Raw genomic sequence first — 24,363 nt, 5'->3', positions numbered from 1 at the left:
TAGACTTTTAGCATAAATAGTTGGAGTGAAAAATGCTATATAAACAAATAGAACAAAATAAGAGAAATACATGGATCATTTTGGGATTGTATACAGTTTTAATACTGGTATTAAGTATTTTTCTTGGGATGATTTTTACTTCATATGTAGGAATTGGATTTTTTATTATCGGATTAATTTATATTGCGCACGTTTACTTTGATGCAACTCAGCATTTAATGAAAGTTACGAATGCGGTTGAAATCACTAAAGAAAGCGATCCTGAAATATATGAACTTGTTGAGGAACTCTGTTTAGCAGGGGGCTTGCCTGTTCCTAAAATTTATATTACTCCTGATCCAGATCCAAATGCTTTTGCAACAGGACGCGATCCTGAACATGCAAGTTTAGCTCTTACGCAAGGACTTCTGAGCATGATGAACAAGAAAGAAGTTCAAGGCGTTATTGGCCATGAACTTTCTTATATTAGAAATTACGATACACGTATTACAGTGCTAGCGAGTGCTTTGACGAGCTTGATCACTATGACTGGAATTGGAATTGTATTGTTTGGTTGGGGCGTATTGACTAGCGAGAGCAAGGGATGGCTAGGACTGATTATTAAATTCTTTGCAATGTTTTTAATTATAGTTGGTGGGATTATTTCGATCGTTGGTATTCCTTTGGCTAAACTTTTGTTTTTACTAGTCTCGCGCCAGAGAGAATATTTAGCCGATATAGGTTCAGTTGACTTAACGCGTGAGCCGAGTGGTTTGATTTCGGCTTTATCTAAACTTGAAAAAATGGATGAAAGTGAATCAACACCAGGAATTAGTTCTCAGGATTTGACTTTGCAACACTTATATTTTAATTTGCCAAATGCAGGTAATTGGCTTGATCGGCTGTTTTCTGATCATCCTCCGCTAGATAAGAGGATAGAACGGTTGAAGAATAGCGATAAAATTAAGTAGGAGAGAGATCCAGCATCATTTTGGATGTTTAATGAAGAAAATAATTTTACGAGAAATACAATCTCTATAGATCTATTTCAATTAATGCTATTGAGAAGTTGTATATAGACCCAAATGCATTTAGTAATTGAATTCATTTATAATTAAGAAGTAGTATAAGTAAAATTTTGTATAGGGTAAAAGATATAATGACTAAAAAATTAAAGATTTTAGTTGTAACGCCCTACATTGAAAAAGGTATCTCATGGGTTGGTCTTCAAGGTACCAATGACATTTTTGAACATAAATATCTATTAATTGACGATGGTAAAAAACATGAAATTGTAGGAGCATATATGCAAATGATAATAAAATTGTTGATTTATTAGTAAAAGGTGAATTTGACTATATTGAATCAATTTTTAAGATGAAAAATTATTCTCCACACCACGTGGAGTCATCAAAAAAGGGATGTTTCTATACACCAGAAACATCCCTTTTAAAATATCTATTTACCAATCATTTGCTGAAAGTCGCTAACTAATTTTTGAAAGGCTGCATTTAAATTCTGCATAAATTCGTTTTGATTATTTTTCATTTGATTTAATAATGAATCGGCCTGATTTGGATTTTGTTTGATTTGATCGATAGTAGAGCCCAGTTGATCGATTTGGTTTTGCAAGGCTTGATTATTAGTTGCGTTATTCTTCAATTGTTGATTTTCATTTTTTATTTGATTTAACTGATTTTGTAATTCTTCTTTATTTTGATCCTGCTTATAGGTATTAATAGCGCTTTGCAGTTCTTTATTTTGCTGCATTAATTGTTTATTTTGTTCAGACAAATTATCTAACTTGCTGTTAGTATTATTAAGTGCGTTGCTTTGTGCTTGTTCATTTTGAACCGTGTCATTATGTGCTTGGCAAGCCGAGATTCCAAAAATAATAGCAATTAGCAGCACAAGAATTCCAAGTACGATATACACAACTTTTTTCTTACTTTTCTTTTTTGGACTAGTTGTTTGAGATGGTGCCTTATACTGCGGAGCAGGAGTAGGGCGCACTGGAGGATGAGTAGCACTACTTACATTATTTTTGTCAGTTACCCAAGCTTGAATTTTCTTAGTTGCATATTCATTATTAGAACCAATTGCAGTAATGATTACCGGATAAACGCCTGCTTCTGAACGATTGACAGCTTTTTTATTGATACTTAAATTATCGTTTGAAATTAGTTGCCCATTTTCAGTTACGGTTAGCTCTAATTGAGAGATTATTTCTTGGTTAGTTAAGTTTTGATTTAGTGGCCATGTGATAGAATCAACGCGGGTATTAATTTGCAAAGTCATTTTTAATTCCTTCTAATAATTATTCTATGTATATTAATTATACTAATAAATAAGTATTTAGAAAAATGAATCGACAGTAGTAAAATAAAACTTAATTATTATAGAAAGTGAACTTTAAATAATGAAGCGCTCTGAACCTGTAACTTTAACTAATATGTGTATGATTAAGAAAAAAGATAAAATTTTAGTTCTTGATCGAAATGATCCTGTTTGGCCCGGCTTAACTTTTCCTGGTGGACACGTTGAATCGCACGAGTCTTTTCATGATTCTGTAGTTAGAGAAATTAAAGAAGAAACAGGACTATCCATTAAAGATCCGCGTTTAGTTGGTGTAAAGCAATTCTTTGATAAAAATGATGAGCGATACTTAGTATTCTTTTATATTGCGACCGATTTTACTGGAAGAGTAAAATCTTCAGACGAAGGAAAGCTGTCTTGGATGACAAAAGAAGAACTGAAAAGTAAGAAATTAGCCTATAATTTTGATCATGATTTGCCGGTTTTCTTTGATAAAGATATAAGTGAACACTTGCTAGATGGAAAAATAGATCAAATATATTAAAAAGGCACTCTTTTGATTGAGTGCCTTTTTAATATTAGTCGTTTTGAGTTTCTTCACTTGATTCGGCTGAATTAGAATCGTTATTCTGTGTAGCCGGTGTTTGATTTTCTTCAGTTGAACTTGAAGAATTTTCAGATGAAGTGTTAGAAGAAGCACTTGATTCTGACTTCGAACTACTTGTTGCAGAACTCTGGTTGTTTGAATTAGTATTACTATTTGTTGACCAATTATTGTAACTACGCTGAGGAGTGTAATAACTATAATTTTGACGCGGAATAGTGTATAAAGAGGATCCAAAGTTTGATCTAAAACTTCTATTATTTTCTGCATTATTCTCGCGTTTAGAGTTACTTAAAGCTGGAACAGATGAACTTGATTGAGACTCAGAGCTTGAGCTAGTCTCATCATTAGTATTTAGAGTATCGATTTGATCATCCATCTTTTTATCTTCGTCTTTTGACTTATCATCCGTCTTTTTCTTTTTGTCTTCGCTCTTCTTTTTAGGCTGTTCCACTTTTTTGTGGGATTTTTTATGGGAAGAAGACTGGATAATTGCGTAATCTTCTGCGGAAGACTTGTGTTTAGGTTCCACTAAGTTATTACGACAACCAGCTAGTAATAAAAGACCACAACTTAAAGCACCAACAATTAACTTTTTCAAATTGAATTCCTCCACTTAAAACTCTCTTTATTATAACCAAAATTATTAACATAAGACAGCTAATTTATGTGATAATAGCGCTATATTGAAAATAATATATTATTTTTTGAATTTCAGAGCTTAAAGAACATATTTTTTTGAGAAAAGATATAATAGAAAGTGTAGTTAATTAATTTGTTAAATAAAGATGTTGGAGGTCAAGCTTATGTATGATCTTGAAGACGTTTTAATGAAATCTTTTAGAGATGATAATGGTATTAGTTCTGCATTTTCTATCGAACCAGTAGATGAGAATGAATATCGTGTTTCTACTAATATAGTTGATGGACTAAATGATACAATTCATTTCAATCTAATCGTTTACCCTAATGGTACTTATGCCCTAAATGATCGCTTCTTTACTGCTAGAGCGATTGATGATAATATCGGCAGTTTTTCAAGTATTGCAACCGATGTTGCACGCTTAGCTAGCGAATTTGGCGTTTTACTTGATGATCGCGGTGAGCTGACTCGTGATTATATTAATGGTCATGATTTGCGAAGCGAAGTAAATAATTTTGCTCAATTATTAAATCGGGTAGTTGAATTCGCTCAACTTACTAGATAAGAATTATAGAAGCTATGGTTTAGCTTCTTTTTTTTTGTCTTTCTAAGTTATAATTTAATGAAAGCACAGGAGGGATAAACATGAAAGATTCCGAATTAAAATCAATTGAACAAAATTCGATGAATTGGCTTAAACAAAATATTCATTTTATTCAAGCAGGCGATGATATTGAAGTTGCTACCCCATTGATTGGAGCATATGGAGATTTAGTTTATTGTTGGATTGAGAAAGAAATGGATGGCACGTACCGAATTACTGATGATGGAGGAACTTTATTCAAGTTAGATCCAAGTCAGGAGAATTTTGATTTACTTGAAGAGGCTGCTGATATTGTAATTGGAGCAGGTTTTGAATTTGATGAAGATAATTCAGAAATTTATCAAATTGTCGATCAAGAAGATATTGCGCAAACCATTAGTGATTTAACACAATTACAGGTTGCCTTGACTTACTTAGCCAATTAGATTTATTGTCTGATCACGATTTTAAGCATAACTTTTTTGTTTTAAAAGTAGTTATGATATAAAGATAATGAAAGCGCTAATAATAGCAATTTCTTAAAATATTACAAAGAATGTAAAAATTCTATTAATTTGTAACATTTTTGTAAAACTACTGTATAATAAAAGTAAATAGAACAGCAAGTTTAAGTATAGCTTACCTTGCTGAGGAGCGTGAATTATGATGAGACAAATTAAGAAAAGAAACATAATTACAGGTTTAGGTGCAGCAGCAATGCTTGCTTCCTTAAGTTTGAATGGTACTGCTTTTGCTGCAACTACTGATAGTGCAAATGCAGCTAGTGATCAAGCTAAGACTTATCAAACTCAGCTTGAACAACATAAAAACTTACAAGCTTACACTAATCCTTTAACAGTCAAAACTTTAACTACTAGTAAGGGTGTTTTACCAGACGCAACAAGTGGTATTTCTAATTGGAGCACGGTTCCAGCAGGTACTGTTGCAAATTGGGATCAAGCTCCTGAGATTAATAAGGCGGGCACAAGTTATGGTACAGTTTATGTAACTTTCCCAGATGGATCTAGATCAAGATTAGCTGTTTATGTAACTGTTAAAGATACTGCAGCACAAGATTCTAAGACGAGTAAGTCTGATGAAACCAATAACTCTTCAGCTTCAGTATCTTCATCAGATGCAAGTAAGCAAAGTAGTAGTTCAAATGAAAATGTAGAAAAGTCTACTGCTAAAGTGAATGCAAATAAGACTAGCGATGACAGTGCTAATAAAGATGTAGTGGTAAAAGATTTAGGCTCTACTACAGTTACTGAAAAGAATGTCAGCGTTGAAAACACTTCTAAAGATAAAGACAAAAATAGTAAGAAAACATCAAATCCAGTTTCTGTTGCAACACAATTACCAGAAACTGAAGGAAAGGCTGTCAATCCACTTGTTGTAGTTGGTGGTTTAGTAGTAGCAGCTATTGGTGCAGTAGCTATTTGGGGCAGAAAGTTAAAGAACAAACTTTAAAATTAAGTATAATAAAACGAGCTTACGATTTATTCGCAAGCTCGTTTTATTGTATATGCATTTATTTTGTATGCCGTAATTTAGCTAAAAAGTCCTCATGTTCTTTTTCTAATTTTTCATCTTTATCAATGAAGAAGTAGCAGGCAGCTGCAATTACCGCAACAACTGCTCCTAAGAGCAAAGTCTTAGGGGTAAAGTTAGTAACCATATAGCAAGAAATAATTAAAGCAATAATTGGAATTGTATATTTTCCAGGAAGAGAAAATCCATGAGTAGGATATTCATTGCTATGCTTAAACTTAATAACCGCTAAAATTGATGGCACATATTGAACAAATGATGCTAGAACCGTGCAGGAAACAAGAAATAGGTAGCTTTGAGTAGCTAAGGCAGCCGATAAAATAGCTGTAAAGATAATTCCAACCCAAGGCGCATCATGTTTGTTTTTCTTTCCAATCCATTTAGGTAACATCCCATGTTCATTAGCAAGTGAAGCAATTAATGATGGGGTATTAAATGAAGCACTAAAGGCAACACCAAAAATTGAAATTAACATCCCAATGATCATAAAGGCAAAGCCCCATTGGCCAACCCCAGTTTTTAAGGCACTAGCCAGAGGATTAGAATAGGTTCCTAACTTTTGACCACTCAAGCCAATTGCTACTAATAACATTAAGCAGTCAAGAATTGTCACACTAGTCATAACCGCGATTAAGACACGTGGGATATTCTTTTCTGGGTTGTTCATTTGCTTAGCAGCAATTGGAATAAATGAAAAGCCAGTAAACAAATAAAAGATTGGTGTAAATGCATCACCGAAATGTTTAAAGAATGGTGTAACACCAGTTAATGCAGCATGCGGGATTACAGGAGTGAAGTTTGCTTTTTTAATAAAGAAAGCTCCTACAATAATGAAGACAATCAGAGTAATAATCTTGGCAGCAGCTGAAATATTATTGACAATTTTTACCCAGGATCTACCGAAGAAATTAATGATTGAAAACAGTAAGATTAAAAAGATGATACTACTAATGTAAACAGCATTATTTTTAAAAATTGGTAGAAAACTCTTTAAAACCGTCAGCAAAGCAACTACTTCAGCTGAAAGAGTTGTACATCCCAAAAACCAGGTGAAAATCCCCAACTCGTAACCAGAAAAGCGACCAAAAGCATTATATGAATAAAGCCAGGCGGCTCCTGATTGTGTGAAACGGCTTGATAAGTCAGCATAGCACAGGGCAATCATGCTGACGGTGACAGCAGTACATAGAAGAACAAGAATAGCTGTTAGGTTCATGTAACGATAAATTACAGAAGGTAGCAGGAAAGTTCCTGATCCAATGACCGCATTAATACCTAAGAAATATATTGATATAAAGGATAATTTCTTAGGTACAGAACTTTTATTAGTCATTTTTTTACCTCTCTATCTAGTAACGTTCTCCTTTATCTATTGTAATGCTTTAAAAATGTAAATCTATACGAATTTTCAAGAAAAAATAATAAAATCAATAATAGATAGTTGACTTATTAATAATAAGTATTACTATTAAATTGTAAGTAGGGATAGCTAGGTAAGGAGAAAATTATGACTGAAATTATTCAAGTTTGCACTTTAGCTTAATATTTGTTGAAGAGTTTTTATTAGAATTAAAATTATTTTTGAATAAGGCGAGGAAAATAAAAATGAAAAAAATTGCTATTTTAGGTGCTGCTGGTCAAATTGCTCAATTAGTTGAACCAATGCTATTAAAGAAAGACGATATTGATATGATTTTATATCTACGTCATCCAAATAAGCTAAATCAAGTTAATGAGGCTCGAGAAAAGGTAATCAAAGGCGACGCAAGTAATTTCGAAGAATTAAAGGCTGCTTTAGCAGGCGTTGATCTTGTTTATGCTAATTTGGCTGGCTCAAATATTGAGGATCAGGCTAAAACCGTTGTTAAGGCAATGGATGCAAATAATATTAAGCGTTTGATCTGGGTTTCTTCCTTAGGAATTTATGATGAAGTACCTGGAAAGTTTGGAGAATGGAATAAAAATATTTTGGGTTCATATTTAACAACTTATCGCGCAGCGGCTGATCAAATTACAGCTAGCGACTTAGACTACACAATTATTAGACCTGCATGGTTAACTAATAAGGATGAAGTTAGCTATGAGAAGACGGTGGGGGCTGAAACGCCATTTAAAGGAACTGAAGTATCTCGCTTAAGCGTGGCTGACTATATCGCTAATTTAATTGAAAATCCAGAAAAAGATGTTAAAGCAAATGTTGGCTTAGACAAGCCAGGAACAGATGGCGATAAGCCTGCATGGTATTAAGGCATTTAAAACTAAGAATATAAAAAGAACGGCTAACTTAGGCCGTTCTTTTTGGTGTAAAGGGAGCTAATTTAAGTTTATCCAATTGATTACGATAATAGGTTAAACTTTTTCGATTGCAATTTAGGATTTCCATTAATTTTAAGTCTGAGAGACTAGGATCATTTACTTTATAGTAAATATAAGAAAGTCGAAGCTTACCAGGAGTGAGATCAAAATTAAGAATTTCTTTATCTGGAGCAATTTTTCTAGTTAAAGAAGTAAGAGCTGCAATTTCTTTACCAGATTTGGTTTGAAAGACTAGGGGCTTGTCGAGTGTATTGGCTTGTAAAATCTTTTGATAATTAGCATTTTTGACTTGTTCAAGATCGCTCGTAGTTAAGCTAAGAAAGTTTTTAGGATCAAAACCATGTGCGATTAAAATTAGAACTTTTTTACATGTCAAACTAATTTCAGGCCAGGTTATAATTTCGTCTAATTGGTCGATCCAGTCAATACAGATATGAGGTGTTCGATCAAAAGTATAGCCATGAAGATCGATAAAAAGATAATTTTTAACCAGTTGATGGTCGTAAAGAAAAGAGAAATACTTTTTTAGGTGGGTAACATACTTATTGATCGTACTAATTGTTTTATTTTGATCTTGTTCTAGGTGATCAATGAAAGATCGGATATCTTGAGCGGATACATTAGTAATTTTGGGTTCTGAGTTTGAATTTTGTAAAAAATAATTCCAAAAGTAATAGAGCGACTGATTAATTGATGTGATTGTTCTTGGTGCAAGATTTTGACTTTTACACCATTGATTAAAATTTTTTTCATAAGGAAATATCATTTTTTGTACCTCATTAACATAAATGTAATTGTTACTTTAACAATAAAATAAATTATAACAAAAAAGGTTGGCGAACTTCCAGTTCGCCAACCAGTATACAGCAAAATTTTACTTCTTGATTCTAGTTTTATACCATTTAATTCCAAAGTAGATAAATAAAATTAATAGGATAGCAATAATTACAAGTGTATAATCATCAAAGATTCTAACTACAACTTGCCAATTTTTCCCCATGTAATGGCCTAAGCCAACTAAAACGCTATTCCAAACTAAGCTTCCCAATGTAGTTAAAACTAAAAACTTGGTCCAGCCAACATGAGCAATTCCTGCAGGAATTGAGATTAGGCTTCTTACAACAGGGATGCAGCGACCGTAAAAAATTGCACCAATTCCATGTTTATCGAACCAGTCAATTGCTTTTTGCGCATCGTCTTTTTTAAAACCTAAAAGCTTGAACAGTTTAGTTTCAAGCAATTTTTCTAGTCTTGGTAAAGTTAGGTTACGACTAATAGAAAATAAAATTATTGCTCCAATAATTGAACCAAGTGTAGAAGCTAAAATAACTCCAATTAAAGTTAATTTTGTTCCGCTAACTAAGAATCCCCCAAGTGTCAAAATTACCTCAGAAGGGATTGGCGGGAAAATATTTTCAACGGCAATTAAAAGAATAATGGCAATATAGCCAAAGCTTTCGATAAATTGTGTTAACCAAATTGTCATTTATATGTTTATTGTCTTTCTAAAATTTTATCTATTTTCTTAAAGAATGAATCTTTATCTGCTTTTGTAACTTCAGTAATTTCTTTTCCATTAGGGTCAATGAACATCCGACCGCTTGCTAAACCTGAAGTAATTACATTTGCCTTAACTTGACGAGTTTCAACCAGTTCAGGATATAGAGCAGACATAGTTGTTAGAACGTCCCATAAGTATAGTTCTGCATTAGGAACTGAGATAATTAAACTGTAACCTAAGCCGACTAAGTCAATAGCTGGATATTTTCTTAAACTAGCCCAGTGTTGACGCAGCTCATCAGTTAATGGAAGTTCTTCAGTACTTTCAAGACCGACCATTTGAATATTAAGATCTGAATCTAAGACACGACCTACAGCTTCTGGATCCCAAAAGGCATTCCATTCTTGCGTTCCGTCTGCGTCTACGCTAACTACATTACCGTGTCCATCTAATGAACCGCCCATCCAGTAAACCTTGTCAATTTTTGATTGGATGGAAGCATCTTCATCTAAGGCTCTTGCTAGGTCAGTAATTGGACCTGTCATGACTAGGGTAACGGGACCATCTGCTTTTTTAATTTTATCGATCATATCTAAGTGAGCAGGTAAAGCAGCTTCGGGAGTTTTAATTTCTCCACTTTCATTCAAGATAGGGAAGTAATTAAATGAATAAGTTGCCATCCGCCATTCTTTTGGAAATTGATGAATGGCGCGTGAGTTAGAGCGGGCTACTTCTAGCTTGTCGCCGCGTAAGTTGAATTTATCTACCATTTTACGACAAGCTTCTACTGCTGGATCAATATAGCCGTCACCATCAATTGCACTAATTCCAATTAATTTGATATCAGGCGCTTGCAATAGCAAAAGAAGTGAAACTAAATCATCGATGTTTCCATCATGATTAAAATAAATATTTTTCATTTATTTGCGACCTTTCTTTTTGTCTACATTCTATTTTATAAGAAAATGAATGGTTGCGTAAATAAAAAAGGCATCTTACTTGGTTTTAAGAAGGAACGTGATAAAATACTATGGGAATTTTAATAGGAAGGAAAAATAATTAATGGCAACGGAATATATTGAAAATAAATTAAAACTTTTGCCAGATAAACCAGGTTGCTACTTAATGAAAGATGTTAATGGCAATGTGATTTATGTGGGAAAGTCCAAAAACTTAAAGAACCGCGTTCGTTCCTATTTTAAGAGTAAGCAAGTTGGCAGACGTGCCGAACTTGTTCGTGAAATACGTGATTTTGATATTATTACTGTTTCTTCAGATAAGGAATCTTTTTTATTAGAAATCACTTTAATTAAAAAATATCAGCCTTACTATAATGTGCAATTAAAACAAGGAACAGGTTATCCTTATATTGAAATTACTAATGAACGCGATCCGCAAACACGTCTAACATCAATTGTTCATAAGGATCATGGCTACTATTTTGGACCTTATCCAAATGTTTATGCTGCCCAAGCAACGCTTAAGTTCATTCAAAAAGTTTGGCCATTGAGAAGATGCTCAGGCCATCAAGGTCGTCCATGTCTTTATTATCACATGGGACAATGCCTAGGTGCATGTTTTAAGGAAGTACCAAAGAGTGCTTATGATGCTCAAATTAGAAAAATAAAGCGGTTTTTGAATGGGGATATTTCGCAGGTTAAGCAGGATTTAACTGAAAAAATGGCGCAGGCGTCAATGGATTTAGAATTTGAACGTGCTGCTGAAATTAGAGATCAACTGAAATACATTGAGCAAACCGTTGAAAAGCAGAAGATTATTTCTAACGATCATACACAAAGAGATATTTTTAATTTTTATGTTGATAAATCTTGGATTTCAATTCAAATTTTCTTCTTACGACAAGCTAAGTTGCTTCGTCGAGAGACGCGTTTATTTCCTTTGACGGATACTAACGAGCCTCAAGATGCCTTTGTATCCTTTATTGCACAATTTTATGGGCAAAGAAATCGTGTTTTGCCAAAAGAAGTCTTAGTTCCAGCTGGAATTGACAATGAAGCTTTATCTGAAGTTTTAGGCGTTCCAGTAAGAACTCCTCAAAGAGGCCAAAAGCGTGCATTGTTAGAAATGGCACATGATAATGCTAAGCTAAAATTAGATGAAAAGTTCCGCTTGTTAGAATTAGGAAACCGTAAGACCAAGGGTGCACAAAAGGAAATTTTTGATGCCCTGGGATTACCTTACGGACATCGAATTGAAAGTTTTGACCATTCGCATATTCAAGGAGCAGACCCAGTCTCAGCTTTAGTAGTTTTTACAGATGGCGAGCCAGACAAGCATGAGTATCGTAAATATAAGTTAAAAGGTGAAGTTGAGCATCAAAATGCGGCTGACGAAGTTGGAAATACACGTGAAGTGGTTCGGAGACGCTATAGCCGTTTGTTAAAAGAACATAAAAAGATGCCGGACTTAATTTTAATGGATGGAGGACAGATTCAAGTTGATGCATGTTTAGATGTTTTAAGAAATGAACTGAATGTTAATATTCCAGTTGCCGGGATGGTTAAGGATGATCATCACAGAACTAATCACTTGATTTTTGGAGATCCAACTCAAGGTGAAGAATTAAAATTGATCCCTTTGAATCCCAAGTCTGAAGGCTTTTACTTAATGACTAGAATTCAAGATGAAGTTCACCGCTTTGCCATTACTTTTCACCGCAGAACACATGCTAAAAATGCTCTTTCAAGTAAATTAGATGAAATTAAAGGGATTGGTCCTAAGTCGAGAAACAAACTTCTTAGAAAATTCGGTTCTTTAAAGAAAATTAAAGAAGCATCGGTTGATGAATTGAGAGAAGCAGGCTTAACTCTTCCACAAGCGCAAACTGTAAAATTGAGTTTATAAATTAACCTAGAAAAGACCTGATTTAATAGGGCTTGATATGGTATTATAGTTAAGAAACTTTAAGGAAAATTTTAATTATAAATTGATATATAAAGGAGGCACACATAATGTTTGTCGACCAAACAAAAATTGATGTACAAGCAGGAAAGGGCGGCGACGGTGCCGTTGCTTTTCGACATGAAAAATATGTTCCACTTGGCGGTCCAGCAGGTGGAGATGGTGGCCGAGGCGGTAGTATTATCTTAGTTGCTGACTCCGGCTTAAGAACTTTAATGGATTTTCGCTTTAGACGTAAGTTTAAGGCTGATAATGGCGAAAATGGCCGTATCAAATCTCAATATGGACGTGGTGCAAAAGATGTACGCCTAAAAGTACCAATGGGAACAAGTGTCTATGATTTTAATACTGGTGAACTTTTAGGTGATTTAGTTGAAAATGGGCAAGAGCTTGTAGTAGCCCATGGAGGAAAAGGCGGAAGAGGTAATATTCACTTTGCTACTCCAACTAGAACTGCTCCTGAAATTGCTGAAAACGGTGAGCCGGGAGAATTTCGTACTTTACGCCTAGAATTAAAGGTTTTGGCAGATGTAGGATTAGTTGGATTTCCTTCAGTGGGTAAATCAACCTTATTATCTGTTGTAACTAAGGCTAAGCCAAAGATTGCTGCTTATGAATTTACTACCTTAACTCCTAACTTAGGAATGGTAGTTCTTCCTGATGGTCGTGACTTTTCAATGGCAGACTTACCAGGATTAATTGAAGGTGCATCTAAGGGTGTTGGACTTGGAATTCAATTCTTACGCCATGTTGAACGTACTAAAGTTATTTTGCACTTAGTTTCAATGGATCCGAATAATGGCCGAGATGCCTATGAAGACTATGAGACTATTCGCAAGGAATTAGCAGGTTACACTAAAGATTTAACAACTAAGAAAGAACTTATTGTAGCAACGCAAATGGATATTCCTGGAAGCGAAGAAAAACTTGCTGAATTTAAGAAGAAATTAGGAGATAAGACTGTATATCCTATTTCAAGCGTTACTCATAAGGGTGTTAGTGAGTTAATGGGTAAGACAGCTGATCTTGTTGCAGAAGTTGCTAAAGAGGAAGCTGAAAAACCAGCAGAAATTAAAGTTGCCGAAAAAGAATACGTTTATAAGAAGCCAGAAGATGAAGGATTTAAAGTTGAGAGAACCGGTGAACATAGCTTTATTGTTACTGGCAATAAGCTAGAGCGTCTCGTTCAAAGAACTAACCTTGATCATACTGATGGAATTATGCTTCTGGCTCGTAAATTAAAGCGTTTGGGTGTTGATGAAGCTTTAAGAGAAAATGGAGCAGTAACTGGCGACGATGTTTCAATAGCTGACTTTACTTTTGAATTTGTAGATTAGTAAAATTTAAAAAAGTTGGGAGTAAGACTTTTGAAAAGAAAGAACCGCTTTATTACGGGTTATGCCGGACTTCGTGCCTTAGCAGTTATTGGAGTAATTCTTTATCACCTTAATCCAAATCAATTTATGGGTGGATATTTAGGTGTACCGATATTTTTAGTACTGTCTGGATACCTAGTGACAGACCATATGTTTCATGCCTATGAAGAGCGGGGAGAGTATGATTTTAAGTCTTTTTATGTAAGACGAATTAAGAAACTGTATCCTCAGATGATTGCATTATTGTGGGGATGTAGTGCCTATATCTTACTTTTTCAGCAAAATCTTCTAGCTAAATTGAATCAAATAGTAGTTACTAATTTACTGAATGTCTATAATTTTTGGCAGATAAAAAATGGACAAAGCTACTTCGAACGTTTTGCTTCTAATGAATCACCATTTGTTCATCTATGGACAATGTCAATTGAGGGGCAGTTCTACATAGTTTGGCCATTGGTGATTTTCTTATTAGTCAGGTTTGCCAAAAAGAAAAAAACAATCTTTTGGACAATTACAGCCTTAACACTATTTTCTGCTTTAGAGATGGCATTTTTATTTAAACCTGGTGTTGATACAAGTAGAATCTATTATGGAACTGACACCAGATTCTTTTCTTTAGGGCTAGGCGCAATGCTAGCAGTCTTTTGGCCAACTTGGAAATTAAATGCTAATCTTGAAAAAAGTGATAGAAGATTTTTAAACATTATTGGCGGTGCAGCTTTAGTTGGTATTTTACTAATGGCTACTAGTCCGATTTTTAATCCGCAAAAAGCTTTTGCCTATCGTGGAGGGATGTTTTTATTCTCGCTAGTAACAATGATTTTTGTCGGAGTAATTGCTCATCCTGGTAGCAGTTGGAATAAGTGGCTAACTAACCCAGTCTTTAACTGGATTGGATCACGTTCTTATGGTATTTACTTGTACCAGTTTCCAGTTATGATTTTCTTTGAAGATAAGGTGAAAGATATTGCCGACCATGTTGTTTTGTATCATTCAATTGAGATTATTTTAATTTTAGTAATTGCTGAATTAAGTTATCGCTTCATTGAAAAGCCTTTTGGTCGAATTAACTGGGAAAAGGTAAGGCAGTTTTTAACTAAAGCATTAAACTTAGAAGCCAAGCACTATCAAGCAAAAGCCTTGTTTGCAACAGGAGTAATTGTCTTTATTTTAGGTAGTTTTGGAATTATTAAGGCACCAACTGTGAAGGCAGAAAATCCAAATCATTCTGAATTAGCAACGCAAATCAAGTCAAACCGTAGTAAGCAGCTAAAAAGTAATAAAAAATTAATTAAGGAAGCACAGTCTAAAAAGAAGTCTTCTCCAACTTCAAAGGCTGAACTTTTGAAGCAAGCTAAAAAAGCTGCAGCTACTAAGCCAGTGAATAAGGATTTTGAAAAATATGGAATTTCACAAGTTGACTTGCAGCTGGCTCAAAAGATTCAGGTAACGGCAATTGGAGATTCTGTGATGGCTGGTTCTAGTCAAAACTTACAAAAGTTAATGCCGCACTTAATTGTCGATGCCGCTGTTTCTCGTCAATTAAGTGATACTATTCCACTTTTTGAGCAATATAAAGAAAAGGGTGCCTTGAATGACAATGTTTTGATTGGACTTGGAACGAACGGACCTTTCTCGCCTAAAGATCTTGATCATTTAATGCAAATTATCGGACCAAAGAGGCATGTTTTTTGGATTAATACGCATGTTCCAACTCGTGATTGGCAAGATCAAGTTAATGGCGAACTAGATGCGGCAACTAAGAAATATCCAAATTTAACCATTATCAAATGGCATGAATTTGCTGGTAGTCATCAAGACTGGTTCTATGATGATCATACGCACCCAACTCCAACAGGATCGAAATTTTACAGTGCCTATGTAACTAAGACTTTAGTTACTGAAGGAAAATATTAGAAATAGGGTTTTCATGGAAATACAATTTTTAGGAACAAGTGCAGGGCAACCGTCAAAAAGTAGAAACGTTTCCTGTACCGCGCTTAAATTATTAGATGAATTAAATGAAGTATGGCTATTTGATGTAGGAGAAGCTACTCAGCATCAAATTTTAAAGACTAACATTAGACCTAGAAAAGTAACACGAATCTTTATCTCGCATACACATGGTGACCATATTTTTGGCCTTCCAGGATTTCTTTCATCTCGCTCTTTTCAAGGTGACGGTGGACCATTAACAATTTATGGGCCGGCTGGAATTGAACAATTCGTTCAAACTTCTTTAAGAGTTTCAAAAACTCGCGTATCATATCCAATTAAGTACGCTGTACTAAAAGAAGACGGCTTGATTTTTGAAAATGATATTTTTGCCGTGTACACTGCGCGTTTAGATCACCGTGTACCAAGTTTCGGTTTCCGAGTAGTTGAAAAGCCGCGTCCTGGCGAGTTATTGATGGATAAAGTGGCAGAGTACAATGTACCAAATGGTCCACTTCTTGGTCAATTAAAGGCTGGAAAAACCATTACTTTAAGCAATGGTCAAAAGCTAGATGGAAGAGAGTTTTTGGGAGAGGAGCGACCAGGGAGAATTGTTACAATTATCTATGATACGCGTCCAACCAAAAATATTGGTGAGCTAGCAGATAATGCAGATGTTTTAGTTCATGAAGCAACATTTAACGGAGAAGAAGAAAAAATGGCACATCGCTATTTTCACTCTACGTGTGTAGATGCAGCTCGTGTTGCTCGAGATCATCATGTTGGAGAACTATATTTAACGCATATTTCTGCTCGCTACACTGGAAAAGCTGGAAAGCAGTTAGAACATGAAGCAAGAAAGATTTTCAAGCATACACGGTTAGCTAATGACCTAGATAATTTTGAAATCACATTGAGGGGATAATAATATGAGTAATTCATTAAGGGACAAAGTAGTAGTAGTTACTGGAGCTTCTAGTGGCATTGGACGGTCAATTGCTTTAGAAAGTGCAAGTCGTGGGGCGACTGTCATTTTAATGGCGCGTCATCAAGATAAATTAGAGGAGATTGCTAACGAAGCTCGTCAACTTTCAGGAAACGATGTTTTTGTATTTCCAACTGACATTAGTAAAGCTGATCAAATTGATCGTGCCTTTAATGAAATTATTAGTCATGTCGACCATATTGATTATTTAGTTAATGCAGCAGGCTTTGGCGTGTTTAAGGAGTTTTTAGAAACTTCACCTCAAGTAGTAACTGATATGTTCCAAACTAACGTCTTAGGATTAATGTACTTCACGCGTCTTGTTGCTCGTGTCATGATTGATCAAAAAGATGGTCAAATTATTAATTTTGGTTCCATTGCTGGCATTGTACCAACTACTAAAACAGCTGCTTACAGTGCTACCAAGGCAGCTGTTATCCAATTTTCAAACGTTTTACGTTTAGAATTAAAGCCATTTGGCGTTAAAGTTATGACAGTTAATCCGGGACCAGTCTACACTAATTTCTTCAATATCGCAGATGAAAGCGGCTCTTATGTTAATAATGTTCAACGCTTCATGCTTGATCCAGATGATGTAGCTTGGCAAGTAGTTCACTTCTTTGGTTCTAACCGTCGTGAGTTGAACTTACCGTTGAGTTTAGCTACTTTAGCTAAGCTTTACCAAATTTTCCCTCGTATTGGAGATTGGGCAAGCTTAAAATTTGCTAGTAGAAAGTAGGCAAAATCATGAATAAACAAAGAAACCTTGTAATTGGATTAATAATTGTTTTAGTACTAGTAATTTTTGCCTGCTTAAATACAGAGCCTGTAGCAATTAATTTTGGCTTTTTCCAACCAAAAATGCCTTTAATAATTGTCTTAGTTATTATGTTACTTTTGGGAGCTTTGGTTTCTCTTTTAATTGGAAGAGGTGAAAAAGTCTCCTCAGATGTAAAAAAAGCACTAGCAAAACAGAAGAAAGAATTAGATAATAAATATCGGAGCGAAATTGAATCTAAAGATAAACAAATAGCTGAATTGAAGAAAGTTAATAATTCTGAAGCTACAAAATAAGATTGGACTTGATTTATCGGCTCTTAGATTGTATCATTGAAATACGTGAGTATTTAGTGAATTTGTTTATTTAAAGGTTCGCAAGTCTCAATTCTATAAAAAAGGAGATCTAACTAATGGCAGTTCCTGCAAGAAAAACTTCTAAGCAAAAGAAACGTTCACGTCGTGGTCATATTAAATTAACCACACCAGCAATGCATTACGATGCTACTACTGGTGAATACCGTTTAAGCCACCGCGTTTCACCAAAGGGCTTTTACAAAGGCCGTCAAGTTGCTAACGAAAACAAGCAACAAAACAACGATTAATTAAAGACACCCTGGGGTGTCTTTTTTTATATAAATTTTGATTAAAGGAATAAGGATTAATGAAACTAGTTATTTTACATTCAAGTGATACGCATGGCTTTTTAATGCCAACTGATTATCAAGATAAAGACAACTACGATGCTCCAATTTCTCTTAGTCGTGTAAGTAGCGTTGTGAAAAGTGAAAAAGAAAAATATGGTGCTGAGAATGTTCTAGTTACTGATAGTGGAGATTGTTTACAAGGTTCTCCTTTAGCTAGCTTTACACAAAAACTTCCCGAGGATGAGGGCTTACGTAAGTTCACTGAAGCTTACAATGAAGTTGGTTATGATGCACGCGCATTAGGTAATCACGATTTTAATTACGGCTTAGATTATTTATCTTACTATGTTGATAATAATCGTGCTCCATTTATTAACGATAATGTCTTAGACGCAGAAACTAACGTACCTTTTTTTGGTAAAGAATATACCATTATTGAAAAGGCTGGTTTAAAAATTGGTATTATGGGAATTACTACTCAGTATATTTCTCATTGGGAATCAGAAGAGCATATTAAAGGATTAAAGTTTGTTTCTGGCTATGATGTGCTTTCTAAATTAGCTAAAAAATTGCGCCCACAAGTTGATATTCTTTGTGCTATGTATCATGGGGGCTTTGAAAGTGATCCATTGACTGGAGAAGCAACAGAACCTCATACAGGCGAAAATGAAGGCTATAAGATCTTAACTGAAATTCCAGAAATTGATGTTTTCTTAACTGGTCATCAGCACCGTCGCTTAAATTTGGTTACTCGTGATACAGCAATTGTTCAACCAGGCTATCGCGGAGAAGCAGTAGGTAAGGTAGTAATTGACTTTGACAAGGATAAAGATGGTAAAGTCCAAATTAATGATATGACTACCGAACTGATTGATAGTAAAGACTACGCTCCTGATCCTGCAATTGAAAAGATCGTTAAAAGCTTGGACGAAGAAACACAAAAGTGGCTAGATCAGCCAATTGCTCATTTATCTGAACCTGCGCCAATTAAAGATGCAATTAAGGGTAGAATTGAAGGCGCACCTTTCATTAACCTTATTCAACAAATGCAGCTTTGGTTTACTGGAGCAGATGTTTCAGCAACAGCAATTATGTCTGAATCTGCTCATGGATTTTCAAAAAATGTGACAATGAGAGAAGTGTTGCTCAATTATCCATATGCAAACCAGCTCTGTATTGTTAACTTAACTGGCAAAGAATTGAAAGAAATTATTGAATATTCTGCTGGTTTCTTAGAAAAAGATAAAGACGGCAAGATTAAGTTTATCGATCGCTGGATTACGCCAAAGCCAATGCTATATCATTTTGATCTTTTCTACCCGGTAAAATATGAGGCTGATCTTTCTAAGCCAGTAGGTCATCGTCTAACTAAAGTAACTTTAGATGGAAAAGACATTGAAGATGATAAGGTGTACAAGCTAGCTGTTAATAATTACCGCGCATTAGGTGGTGGTTTTTATCCAGCTTATAGCATGGATAAAATTGAGAAGATATTTGATCAAGATTACGTTCAAATGTTTAGTGAATATCTTACTCATGGCGATATCAAAGTCGATACAAGTAAGAACTACAAATTTTATTAATTAAGACATCAAAAAAAAGCTGTTTCGTGATGAAACAGCTTTTTAAAATATTCAAATTTAGTTCAATTAAAGTTTGTTGTACTTACTTTTATCCTTGTAACTTTTAGCAGTAATGGCGGGAATAATAATTGCGAATAGCAAGCCAAAGACTGCGCCAATAATCAAAGATTGCATAGGATTAAATTGCATCTGAGTTAAGGATGCAGCAATAAAACCGATAACTTCGCAAAAAATGCATGACCAAATCATTGTAATAATGTAGCGCATAATCTCTCCTTCTTTCGCTAGGTATCTTAGCAAAAATAAGAGGTTTTCGCAAGCGAAGTAGAGAGAATTTGCTATACTTAAACTATTAGAAAGGGTGAACATATGGGAGCAGTTAGTTTGCAAAACCTTAGTAGCTTTACGTTACTTGAGAGTCCAACTAAAGTTAAAAATTTAGCTGAAAATGCTAAGAAAAAGGGGTATTCTGCACTTGCCTTAACCGATATTAATATTACCTATGGTTTGGTTGACTTTTATAAAGCAGCTAAAGAGGCTGGAATTAAGCCTTTGTTAGGCATGCAATTAAGAATTAACGGTTTAATTGATCAAGCTAACAAATATGATTTAATTGTTATTGCTAAAGATGATCAGGGCTACAAAAATATTTTGCGCTTATCAAGTGCGGTCAATCTTTTAACGGAAAATGGTGAAAAGGATAATATTTTAACTTTTGAAGAGTTGAAAAAATATCTTGGTCATTTAGTTATTGTGACTCCTAGCAATTTACACAGCGAACTTAAAATGCTTCAGACTAATAATCCTAAAATGGGAGCTAACTATGTTCGTAAACTTAATGAAACTGTCCCTACATCTTCATCCGTCTACCTTGGCGTTTACGCTGATCAAGAGCAGCGAGAATATATAAATTATATGCGCTCGTTGTCGACTCAATTTGACCTATCTTTAGCAGCAGTTGAGGATGGACAATATCTTAATCGAAATGAACAATTTTTAAGACGAACTTTACAAGCAATTAAGAGCAATACTCATTTAGAAAATGTCGAACAATTAGCTAAACAAGCAGGTTCGCATTATTTAAAGACTAGCGAAGAATTGCAGGTTAATTATCGTAAGTTTGGAATTGAAGATGCGCTAAAAAATGCAGGAGAAATAGGCGCAAGCTGCAATGCCAAAATTACTTTTCAGGATCCGCAACTACCCAAGTTTAAGCAAAATAAGTTTCCAACTTCAAAAGAGTATTTGCACTCTTTAGCACAGAATGGGCTTGCCAAGAGATTTAATGGACAAATTCCTGCCAAATATCAAGAACGGTTAGATTATGAGTTAAAAGTAATCAACGAAATGGGATTTGATGATTATTTTCTTATTGTTTGGGATGTAATGAATTTTGCACATAGTGTACATATTACGACTGGACCAGGTAGAGGGTCTGCAGCTGGGTCTCTTGTTTCATATGCTTTGAAAATCACCGAAGTAGATCCAATAGAATACAATTTACTTTTTGAGCGGTTCTTAAATCCGGCTCGGCAGCAAATGCCTGATATTGACTTAGATATTCCTGATAACCGACGGGATGAAGTAATTAAGTACATGTTTGAAAAGTATGGGATGAATCATGCAGCACAAATTTTAACGTTTGGTACATTAGCAGCCAAGCAAGTCGTAAGAGATGTTTGTCGTGTTTTTGGTTTAAATAAGGTCGAAACCTATCGCTGGCTAGATGCAATTCCGCATACTAAGGGGAAAATCACTTTAGCTGAAGCTTATCAAAATTCAAAAGAGTTGCAGCTTTTAGTTAATACGAACTCTTTTAGTAAAATTCTATTTGCTACTGCAAAGCACTTAGAAAATATACCAAGACACTATTCAATCCATGCCGCAGGATTAGTAATTACAGATGATTCATTAGCTGAAATTGTTGGTTTACAAGCCGGTCCTTTAGGAATTCCCGTAACTCAACAGACTAAGTTAAATGTTGAATCTTTAGGGTTACTTAAGATTGACTTTTTAGGTTTAAGAAACTTAACAATTTTAGGGAATGTAATGGCTGCTTTGAGGGATGAAGGAATAGTAATTGATCCAAATAAAATTCCTCTGAATGATCAAGAAACACTTGCCTTGTTTCAACGCGGCGACACAGACGCAGTTTTCCAATTTGAATCTGATGGTATCAAACATGTTCTTGAGAAGCTCCATCCAGATAGCTTTGAAGATATTGTTGCCGTGAATGCCTTATATCGTCCAGGTCCAATTAATAACATTGACCATTTCATTAATAGAAAGCATGGAAATGAAAGAGTTCAATATCCAGACCCTAGTTTAAAGAAAATTCTAGGACCGACTTATGGGGTCCTTGTTTATCAAGAGCAGGTTATGCAAACAGCCCAAGTTTTAGCAGGTTTTACTTTAGGGGAAGCTGATCTTTTAAGACGTGCGATGTCTAAGAAAAATGCGGACGTAATTCAAAAAGAACGAGAAAAATTCGTACAAGGTGCAATTAAGCTGGGACGAAGGAAAGAAACAGCTGAAAAAGTTTATGATTATATTGCTCAATTTGCTAATTATGGTTTTAACAGGTCGCACGCTGTTGCTTATAGTAAAATTGCATTTTGGCTTGCTTACTTTAAAGTTCATTATCCAGCAGCTTTCTACCTTGCACTTTTAAATAGCAATCTGGGCAATCGAAATAAGATCGCTCAGTATTTAATGCAGGCGCAAGAAGCGGGGATCAAGATTTTAGCACCGGATATTGAGAAGAGTAAGGCAGATTTTTCGATAGAAGATGGCAAAATTTTAGTCGGTTTAAGAGCAATTCGGGGTTTAAGAAGTGATTTACTAAAGCAAATATTAGAAATCAAACGTCCAATTAAGTCGATGACGGATTTTCTTTGGAAAATCGATAATAACTTGTTAAGTGCTGACTCTATCGCTAACTTGATTAAGGCTGGAGCATTTGATCGATTATCTCCTAACCGAAATGAACTCTTAAATATAAATAAAGACTTAGTTGAAAGCGTAAAAATGGCTGGATCTAACTTATCTTTGTTTGAAACGCTAGAGCCAAAAGTAGAAGAAGAAAAAATGCCGACTCCAGCTGAAAAATCAGCAATGGAAGTTGAAGCGATGGGTTTTAGTACGGGCATTAATCCAATAATTGCTGTACAGAAATATGCTAGAAAGTATAATGCTAAAAGATTGCAGGCTTTTGAAAATAATGAACAGGGAATTGCGGTTGGAAAATTAATGAAAGTGAAGCAAATTACTACTAAAAAAGGAGATAGCATGGCTTTTGCTGTCTTTAGCGATAGTAGCGGTGAAAAAGACTTTACGATTTTCCCTCAAGTTTGGGAAAGGTTAGAGGAAAACTTGAAAATTGGCGAGATTTATTTGCTTCAAGTAAAAACGCAAAGTGATCGTTTTACTCCCACTAAGACGCAATTTTTACTATCTAATGCTCGTCAGGTTAATTTCAAAGATTAATGAAAAAACTTGTAAAACTAAGTAAAGTAGATCCTAATAGGATTGAAAGCGAAAACATTTATTTAACGGTAATTATTAAAGAAAAAAATAGGCTTTTTTTTGAAGACAATGAGTTAAAAAAATGGTACGATAAAATCGATGTGAGTAAAACACAGAAAATCGTAGAGGTGAATTCATGAAACGGATTGGTATTTTAACTAGTGGTGGAGATGCCCCTGGTATGAACGCTGCCATTAGAGCTGTCACTCGTACAGCTTTGGCAAACGGTATCGAAGTTTGCGGAATTCGTTATGGATACGCTGGTTTAGTTGCTGGTGATATTTTCCAAATGACTTCTGAAACAGTTGCGGACAAGATTAGCCGCGGCGGTACCTTTCTTTATTCAGCTCGTTTCCCCGAATTTAAGGAAGAAGAAGTTCAACTTAAGGGAATCGAACAATTAAAGAAACATGGAATCGATGCTTTAGTTGTTATCGGTGGTGACGGTTCTTACCACGGTGCATTGAAGCTTACAAGACATGGCTATAATGCTATTGGTCTTCCTGGTTCAATTGACAACGATATTCCTTACACTGATTTCACAATTGGTTTTGACACTGCATGTAATACTGCAATGGATGCCATTGATAAGATTCGTGATACTGCAACAAGTCACCAACGTGTATTTGTTGTTAATGTTATGGGTCGTGATTGTGGAGATATCGCAATGCACGTTGGTGTTGCTACCGGTGCAGATGCAATTGTTATTCCAGAAGAACCTTATGACATTAAGGAAATTGCTGAAAACTTGAAGCAAGGATTTGCTAATGGCAAGAAGCATGGAATTGTTGTTTTAGCTGAAGGTGTTATGGACGCTGAAAAATTTAAGGATGAACTTCTTAAGTATGGCGACTTTGACGCTCGTGCTAACGTATTGGGTCACATGCAACGTGGCGGAAGCCCAACAACACGTGATCGTGTGTTAGCAAGTGAAATGGGTGCTTATGCTGTTAAGTTATTACTTGAAGGTAAAGGCGGCTTAGCTGTTGGTATTGAAAACAACAAGCTTACTCACCATGATATTCTTGATTTGTTTGATGCAAAACACCACGGTAATTATGCGTTATACTCATTAAACAAAGACTTAGCCAAGTAGTTTTTGATTTTGTATTATAGGAGA

At 35.0% G+C, this 24,363-nt stretch carries 24 protein-coding genes; 17 read left to right on the top strand and 7 right to left on the bottom strand.

Annotation, left to right across the window (positions count from 1 at the left end):
• The first annotated feature begins 32 nt into the window (after positions 1–32).
• Both QM512_RS04315 and QM512_RS04310 read left to right on the top strand, forming a co-directional pair.
• Positions 33–950 (top strand): M48 family metallopeptidase, encoded by a 918-nt coding sequence (locus QM512_RS04315; protein WP_282806290.1) that lies wholly within the window; start codon positions 33–35, stop codon positions 948–950.
• 188 nt (positions 951–1,138) lie between these two features.
• Positions 1,139–1,318, top strand: coding sequence for a hypothetical protein (locus QM512_RS04310; RefSeq protein ID WP_282806289.1), 180 nt, complete (start codon positions 1,139–1,141; stop codon positions 1,316–1,318).
• 119 nt (positions 1,319–1,437) lie between these two features.
• Here the strand turns inward: QM512_RS04310 and QM512_RS04305 are convergent, their stop codons facing one another.
• Positions 1,438–2,277: a hypothetical protein gene (locus QM512_RS04305; RefSeq protein WP_282806288.1), complete on the bottom strand. Its 840-nt coding sequence runs from the start codon at positions 2,275–2,277 to the stop codon at positions 1,438–1,440.
• A 121-nt stretch (positions 2,278–2,398) separates the two neighbouring features.
• Between QM512_RS04305 and QM512_RS04300 the strand changes: the two genes are divergently transcribed.
• Positions 2,399–2,839, top strand: a complete 441-nt coding sequence (locus QM512_RS04300; RefSeq protein ID WP_282806287.1) for an 8-oxo-dGTP diphosphatase — start codon at positions 2,399–2,401, stop codon at positions 2,837–2,839.
• A gap of 34 nt (positions 2,840–2,873) precedes the next feature.
• Here QM512_RS04300 and QM512_RS04295 read toward each other — a convergent pair whose 3' ends face one another.
• Positions 2,874–3,515: a hypothetical protein gene (locus tag QM512_RS04295; RefSeq protein WP_317133740.1), complete on the bottom strand. Its 642-nt coding sequence runs from the start codon at positions 3,513–3,515 to the stop codon at positions 2,874–2,876.
• A 190-nt stretch (positions 3,516–3,705) separates the two neighbouring features.
• Here QM512_RS04295 and QM512_RS04290 point away from each other — a divergent pair, with 190 nt between their 5' ends.
• The 3 genes from QM512_RS04290 to QM512_RS04280 all read left to right on the top strand — a co-directional run bounded on the left by QM512_RS04290 (position 3,706) and on the right by QM512_RS04280 (position 5,595).
• Positions 3,706–4,107, top strand: a complete 402-nt coding sequence (locus tag QM512_RS04290) for a hypothetical protein (protein WP_282806285.1) — start codon at positions 3,706–3,708, stop codon at positions 4,105–4,107.
• 80 nt (positions 4,108–4,187) lie between these two features.
• Entirely contained in the window at positions 4,188–4,571 is a 384-nt protein-coding gene (locus QM512_RS04285) for a DUF1828 domain-containing protein (protein WP_282806284.1), read from the top strand.
• A 217-nt stretch (positions 4,572–4,788) separates the two neighbouring features.
• A complete protein-coding gene (locus QM512_RS04280; protein WP_282806283.1) occupies positions 4,789–5,595 on the top strand; it encodes a Rib/alpha-like domain-containing protein in 807 nt (268 codons plus the stop codon).
• A gap of 61 nt (positions 5,596–5,656) precedes the next feature.
• Here the strand turns inward: QM512_RS04280 and QM512_RS04275 are convergent, their stop codons facing one another.
• Positions 5,657–7,009 (bottom strand): APC family permease, encoded by a 1,353-nt coding sequence (locus QM512_RS04275; protein WP_282806282.1) that lies wholly within the window; start codon positions 7,007–7,009, stop codon positions 5,657–5,659.
• A 248-nt stretch (positions 7,010–7,257) separates the two neighbouring features.
• On the opposite strand from QM512_RS04275, the gene QM512_RS04270 reads away from it, so the two are divergent.
• Positions 7,258–7,923, top strand: a complete 666-nt coding sequence (locus QM512_RS04270; RefSeq protein ID WP_282806281.1) for an SDR family oxidoreductase — start codon at positions 7,258–7,260, stop codon at positions 7,921–7,923.
• 37 nt (positions 7,924–7,960) lie between these two features.
• Here QM512_RS04270 and QM512_RS04265 read toward each other — a convergent pair whose 3' ends face one another.
• The 3 genes from QM512_RS04265 to QM512_RS04255 all read right to left on the bottom strand — a co-directional run bounded on the left by QM512_RS04265 (position 7,961) and on the right by QM512_RS04255 (position 10,413).
• A complete protein-coding gene (locus QM512_RS04265; RefSeq protein ID WP_282806280.1) occupies positions 7,961–8,758 on the bottom strand; it encodes a site-specific integrase in 798 nt (265 codons plus the stop codon).
• A gap of 108 nt (positions 8,759–8,866) precedes the next feature.
• Positions 8,867–9,478 (bottom strand): DedA family protein, encoded by a 612-nt coding sequence (locus tag QM512_RS04260; protein WP_282806279.1) that lies wholly within the window; start codon positions 9,476–9,478, stop codon positions 8,867–8,869.
• Between the two features lie 8 nt (positions 9,479–9,486).
• A complete protein-coding gene (locus QM512_RS04255; protein WP_282806278.1) occupies positions 9,487–10,413 on the bottom strand; it encodes a nucleoside hydrolase in 927 nt (308 codons plus the stop codon).
• Between the two features lie 142 nt (positions 10,414–10,555).
• Here QM512_RS04255 and uvrC point away from each other — a divergent pair, with 142 nt between their 5' ends.
• The 8 genes from uvrC to QM512_RS04215 all read left to right on the top strand — a co-directional run bounded on the left by uvrC (position 10,556) and on the right by QM512_RS04215 (position 19,718).
• Entirely contained in the window at positions 10,556–12,358 is a 1,803-nt protein-coding gene (uvrC, locus tag QM512_RS04250) for an excinuclease ABC subunit UvrC (protein WP_282806277.1), read from the top strand.
• 107 nt (positions 12,359–12,465) lie between these two features.
• The gene (obgE, locus tag QM512_RS04245) at positions 12,466–13,752 is read left to right on the top strand and encodes a GTPase ObgE (RefSeq protein WP_282806276.1); all 1,287 of its coding nucleotides are present in this window, start codon (positions 12,466–12,468) and stop codon (positions 13,750–13,752) included.
• Between the two features lie 30 nt (positions 13,753–13,782).
• The gene (locus QM512_RS04240) at positions 13,783–15,708 is read left to right on the top strand and encodes an acyltransferase family protein (protein WP_282806275.1); all 1,926 of its coding nucleotides are present in this window, start codon (positions 13,783–13,785) and stop codon (positions 15,706–15,708) included.
• A gap of 13 nt (positions 15,709–15,721) precedes the next feature.
• Positions 15,722–16,651, top strand: coding sequence for a ribonuclease Z (gene rnz, locus QM512_RS04235; RefSeq protein ID WP_282806274.1), 930 nt, complete (start codon positions 15,722–15,724; stop codon positions 16,649–16,651).
• Positions 16,652–16,655: 4 nt separating this feature from the next.
• Entirely contained in the window at positions 16,656–17,450 is a 795-nt protein-coding gene (locus tag QM512_RS04230; protein ID WP_282806273.1) for an SDR family NAD(P)-dependent oxidoreductase, read from the top strand.
• An 8-nt stretch (positions 17,451–17,458) separates the two neighbouring features.
• Entirely contained in the window at positions 17,459–17,785 is a 327-nt protein-coding gene (locus QM512_RS04225) for a lipopolysaccharide assembly protein LapA domain-containing protein (protein WP_282806272.1), read from the top strand.
• A gap of 116 nt (positions 17,786–17,901) precedes the next feature.
• Entirely contained in the window at positions 17,902–18,093 is a 192-nt protein-coding gene (gene rpmF / locus QM512_RS04220) for a 50S ribosomal protein L32 (RefSeq protein WP_004894461.1), read from the top strand.
• 59 nt (positions 18,094–18,152) lie between these two features.
• Entirely contained in the window at positions 18,153–19,718 is a 1,566-nt protein-coding gene (locus QM512_RS04215) for a bifunctional metallophosphatase/5'-nucleotidase (protein WP_282806271.1), read from the top strand.
• A gap of 66 nt (positions 19,719–19,784) precedes the next feature.
• Here QM512_RS04215 and QM512_RS04210 read toward each other — a convergent pair whose 3' ends face one another.
• The gene (locus QM512_RS04210; RefSeq protein WP_282806270.1) at positions 19,785–19,985 is read right to left on the bottom strand and encodes a YjzD family protein; all 201 of its coding nucleotides are present in this window, start codon (positions 19,983–19,985) and stop codon (positions 19,785–19,787) included.
• Between the two features lie 102 nt (positions 19,986–20,087).
• On the opposite strand from QM512_RS04210, the gene QM512_RS04205 reads away from it, so the two are divergent.
• Entirely contained in the window at positions 20,088–23,204 is a 3,117-nt protein-coding gene (locus QM512_RS04205; protein ID WP_282806269.1) for a DNA polymerase III subunit alpha, read from the top strand.
• A 175-nt stretch (positions 23,205–23,379) separates the two neighbouring features.
• The gene (gene pfkA, locus QM512_RS04200; protein WP_282806268.1) at positions 23,380–24,339 is read left to right on the top strand and encodes a 6-phosphofructokinase; all 960 of its coding nucleotides are present in this window, start codon (positions 23,380–23,382) and stop codon (positions 24,337–24,339) included.
• Positions 24,340–24,363: the final 24 nt, after the last annotated feature.

Origin of the sequence: Lactobacillus isalae, from assembly GCF_947539375.1 — a bacterium.
GTDB lineage: Bacteria > Bacillota > Bacilli > Lactobacillales > Lactobacillaceae > Lactobacillus > Lactobacillus isalae.
Note: the sequence above shows the minus strand (reverse complement) of the source record. Positions and strands in the feature narration are given on the sequence as shown.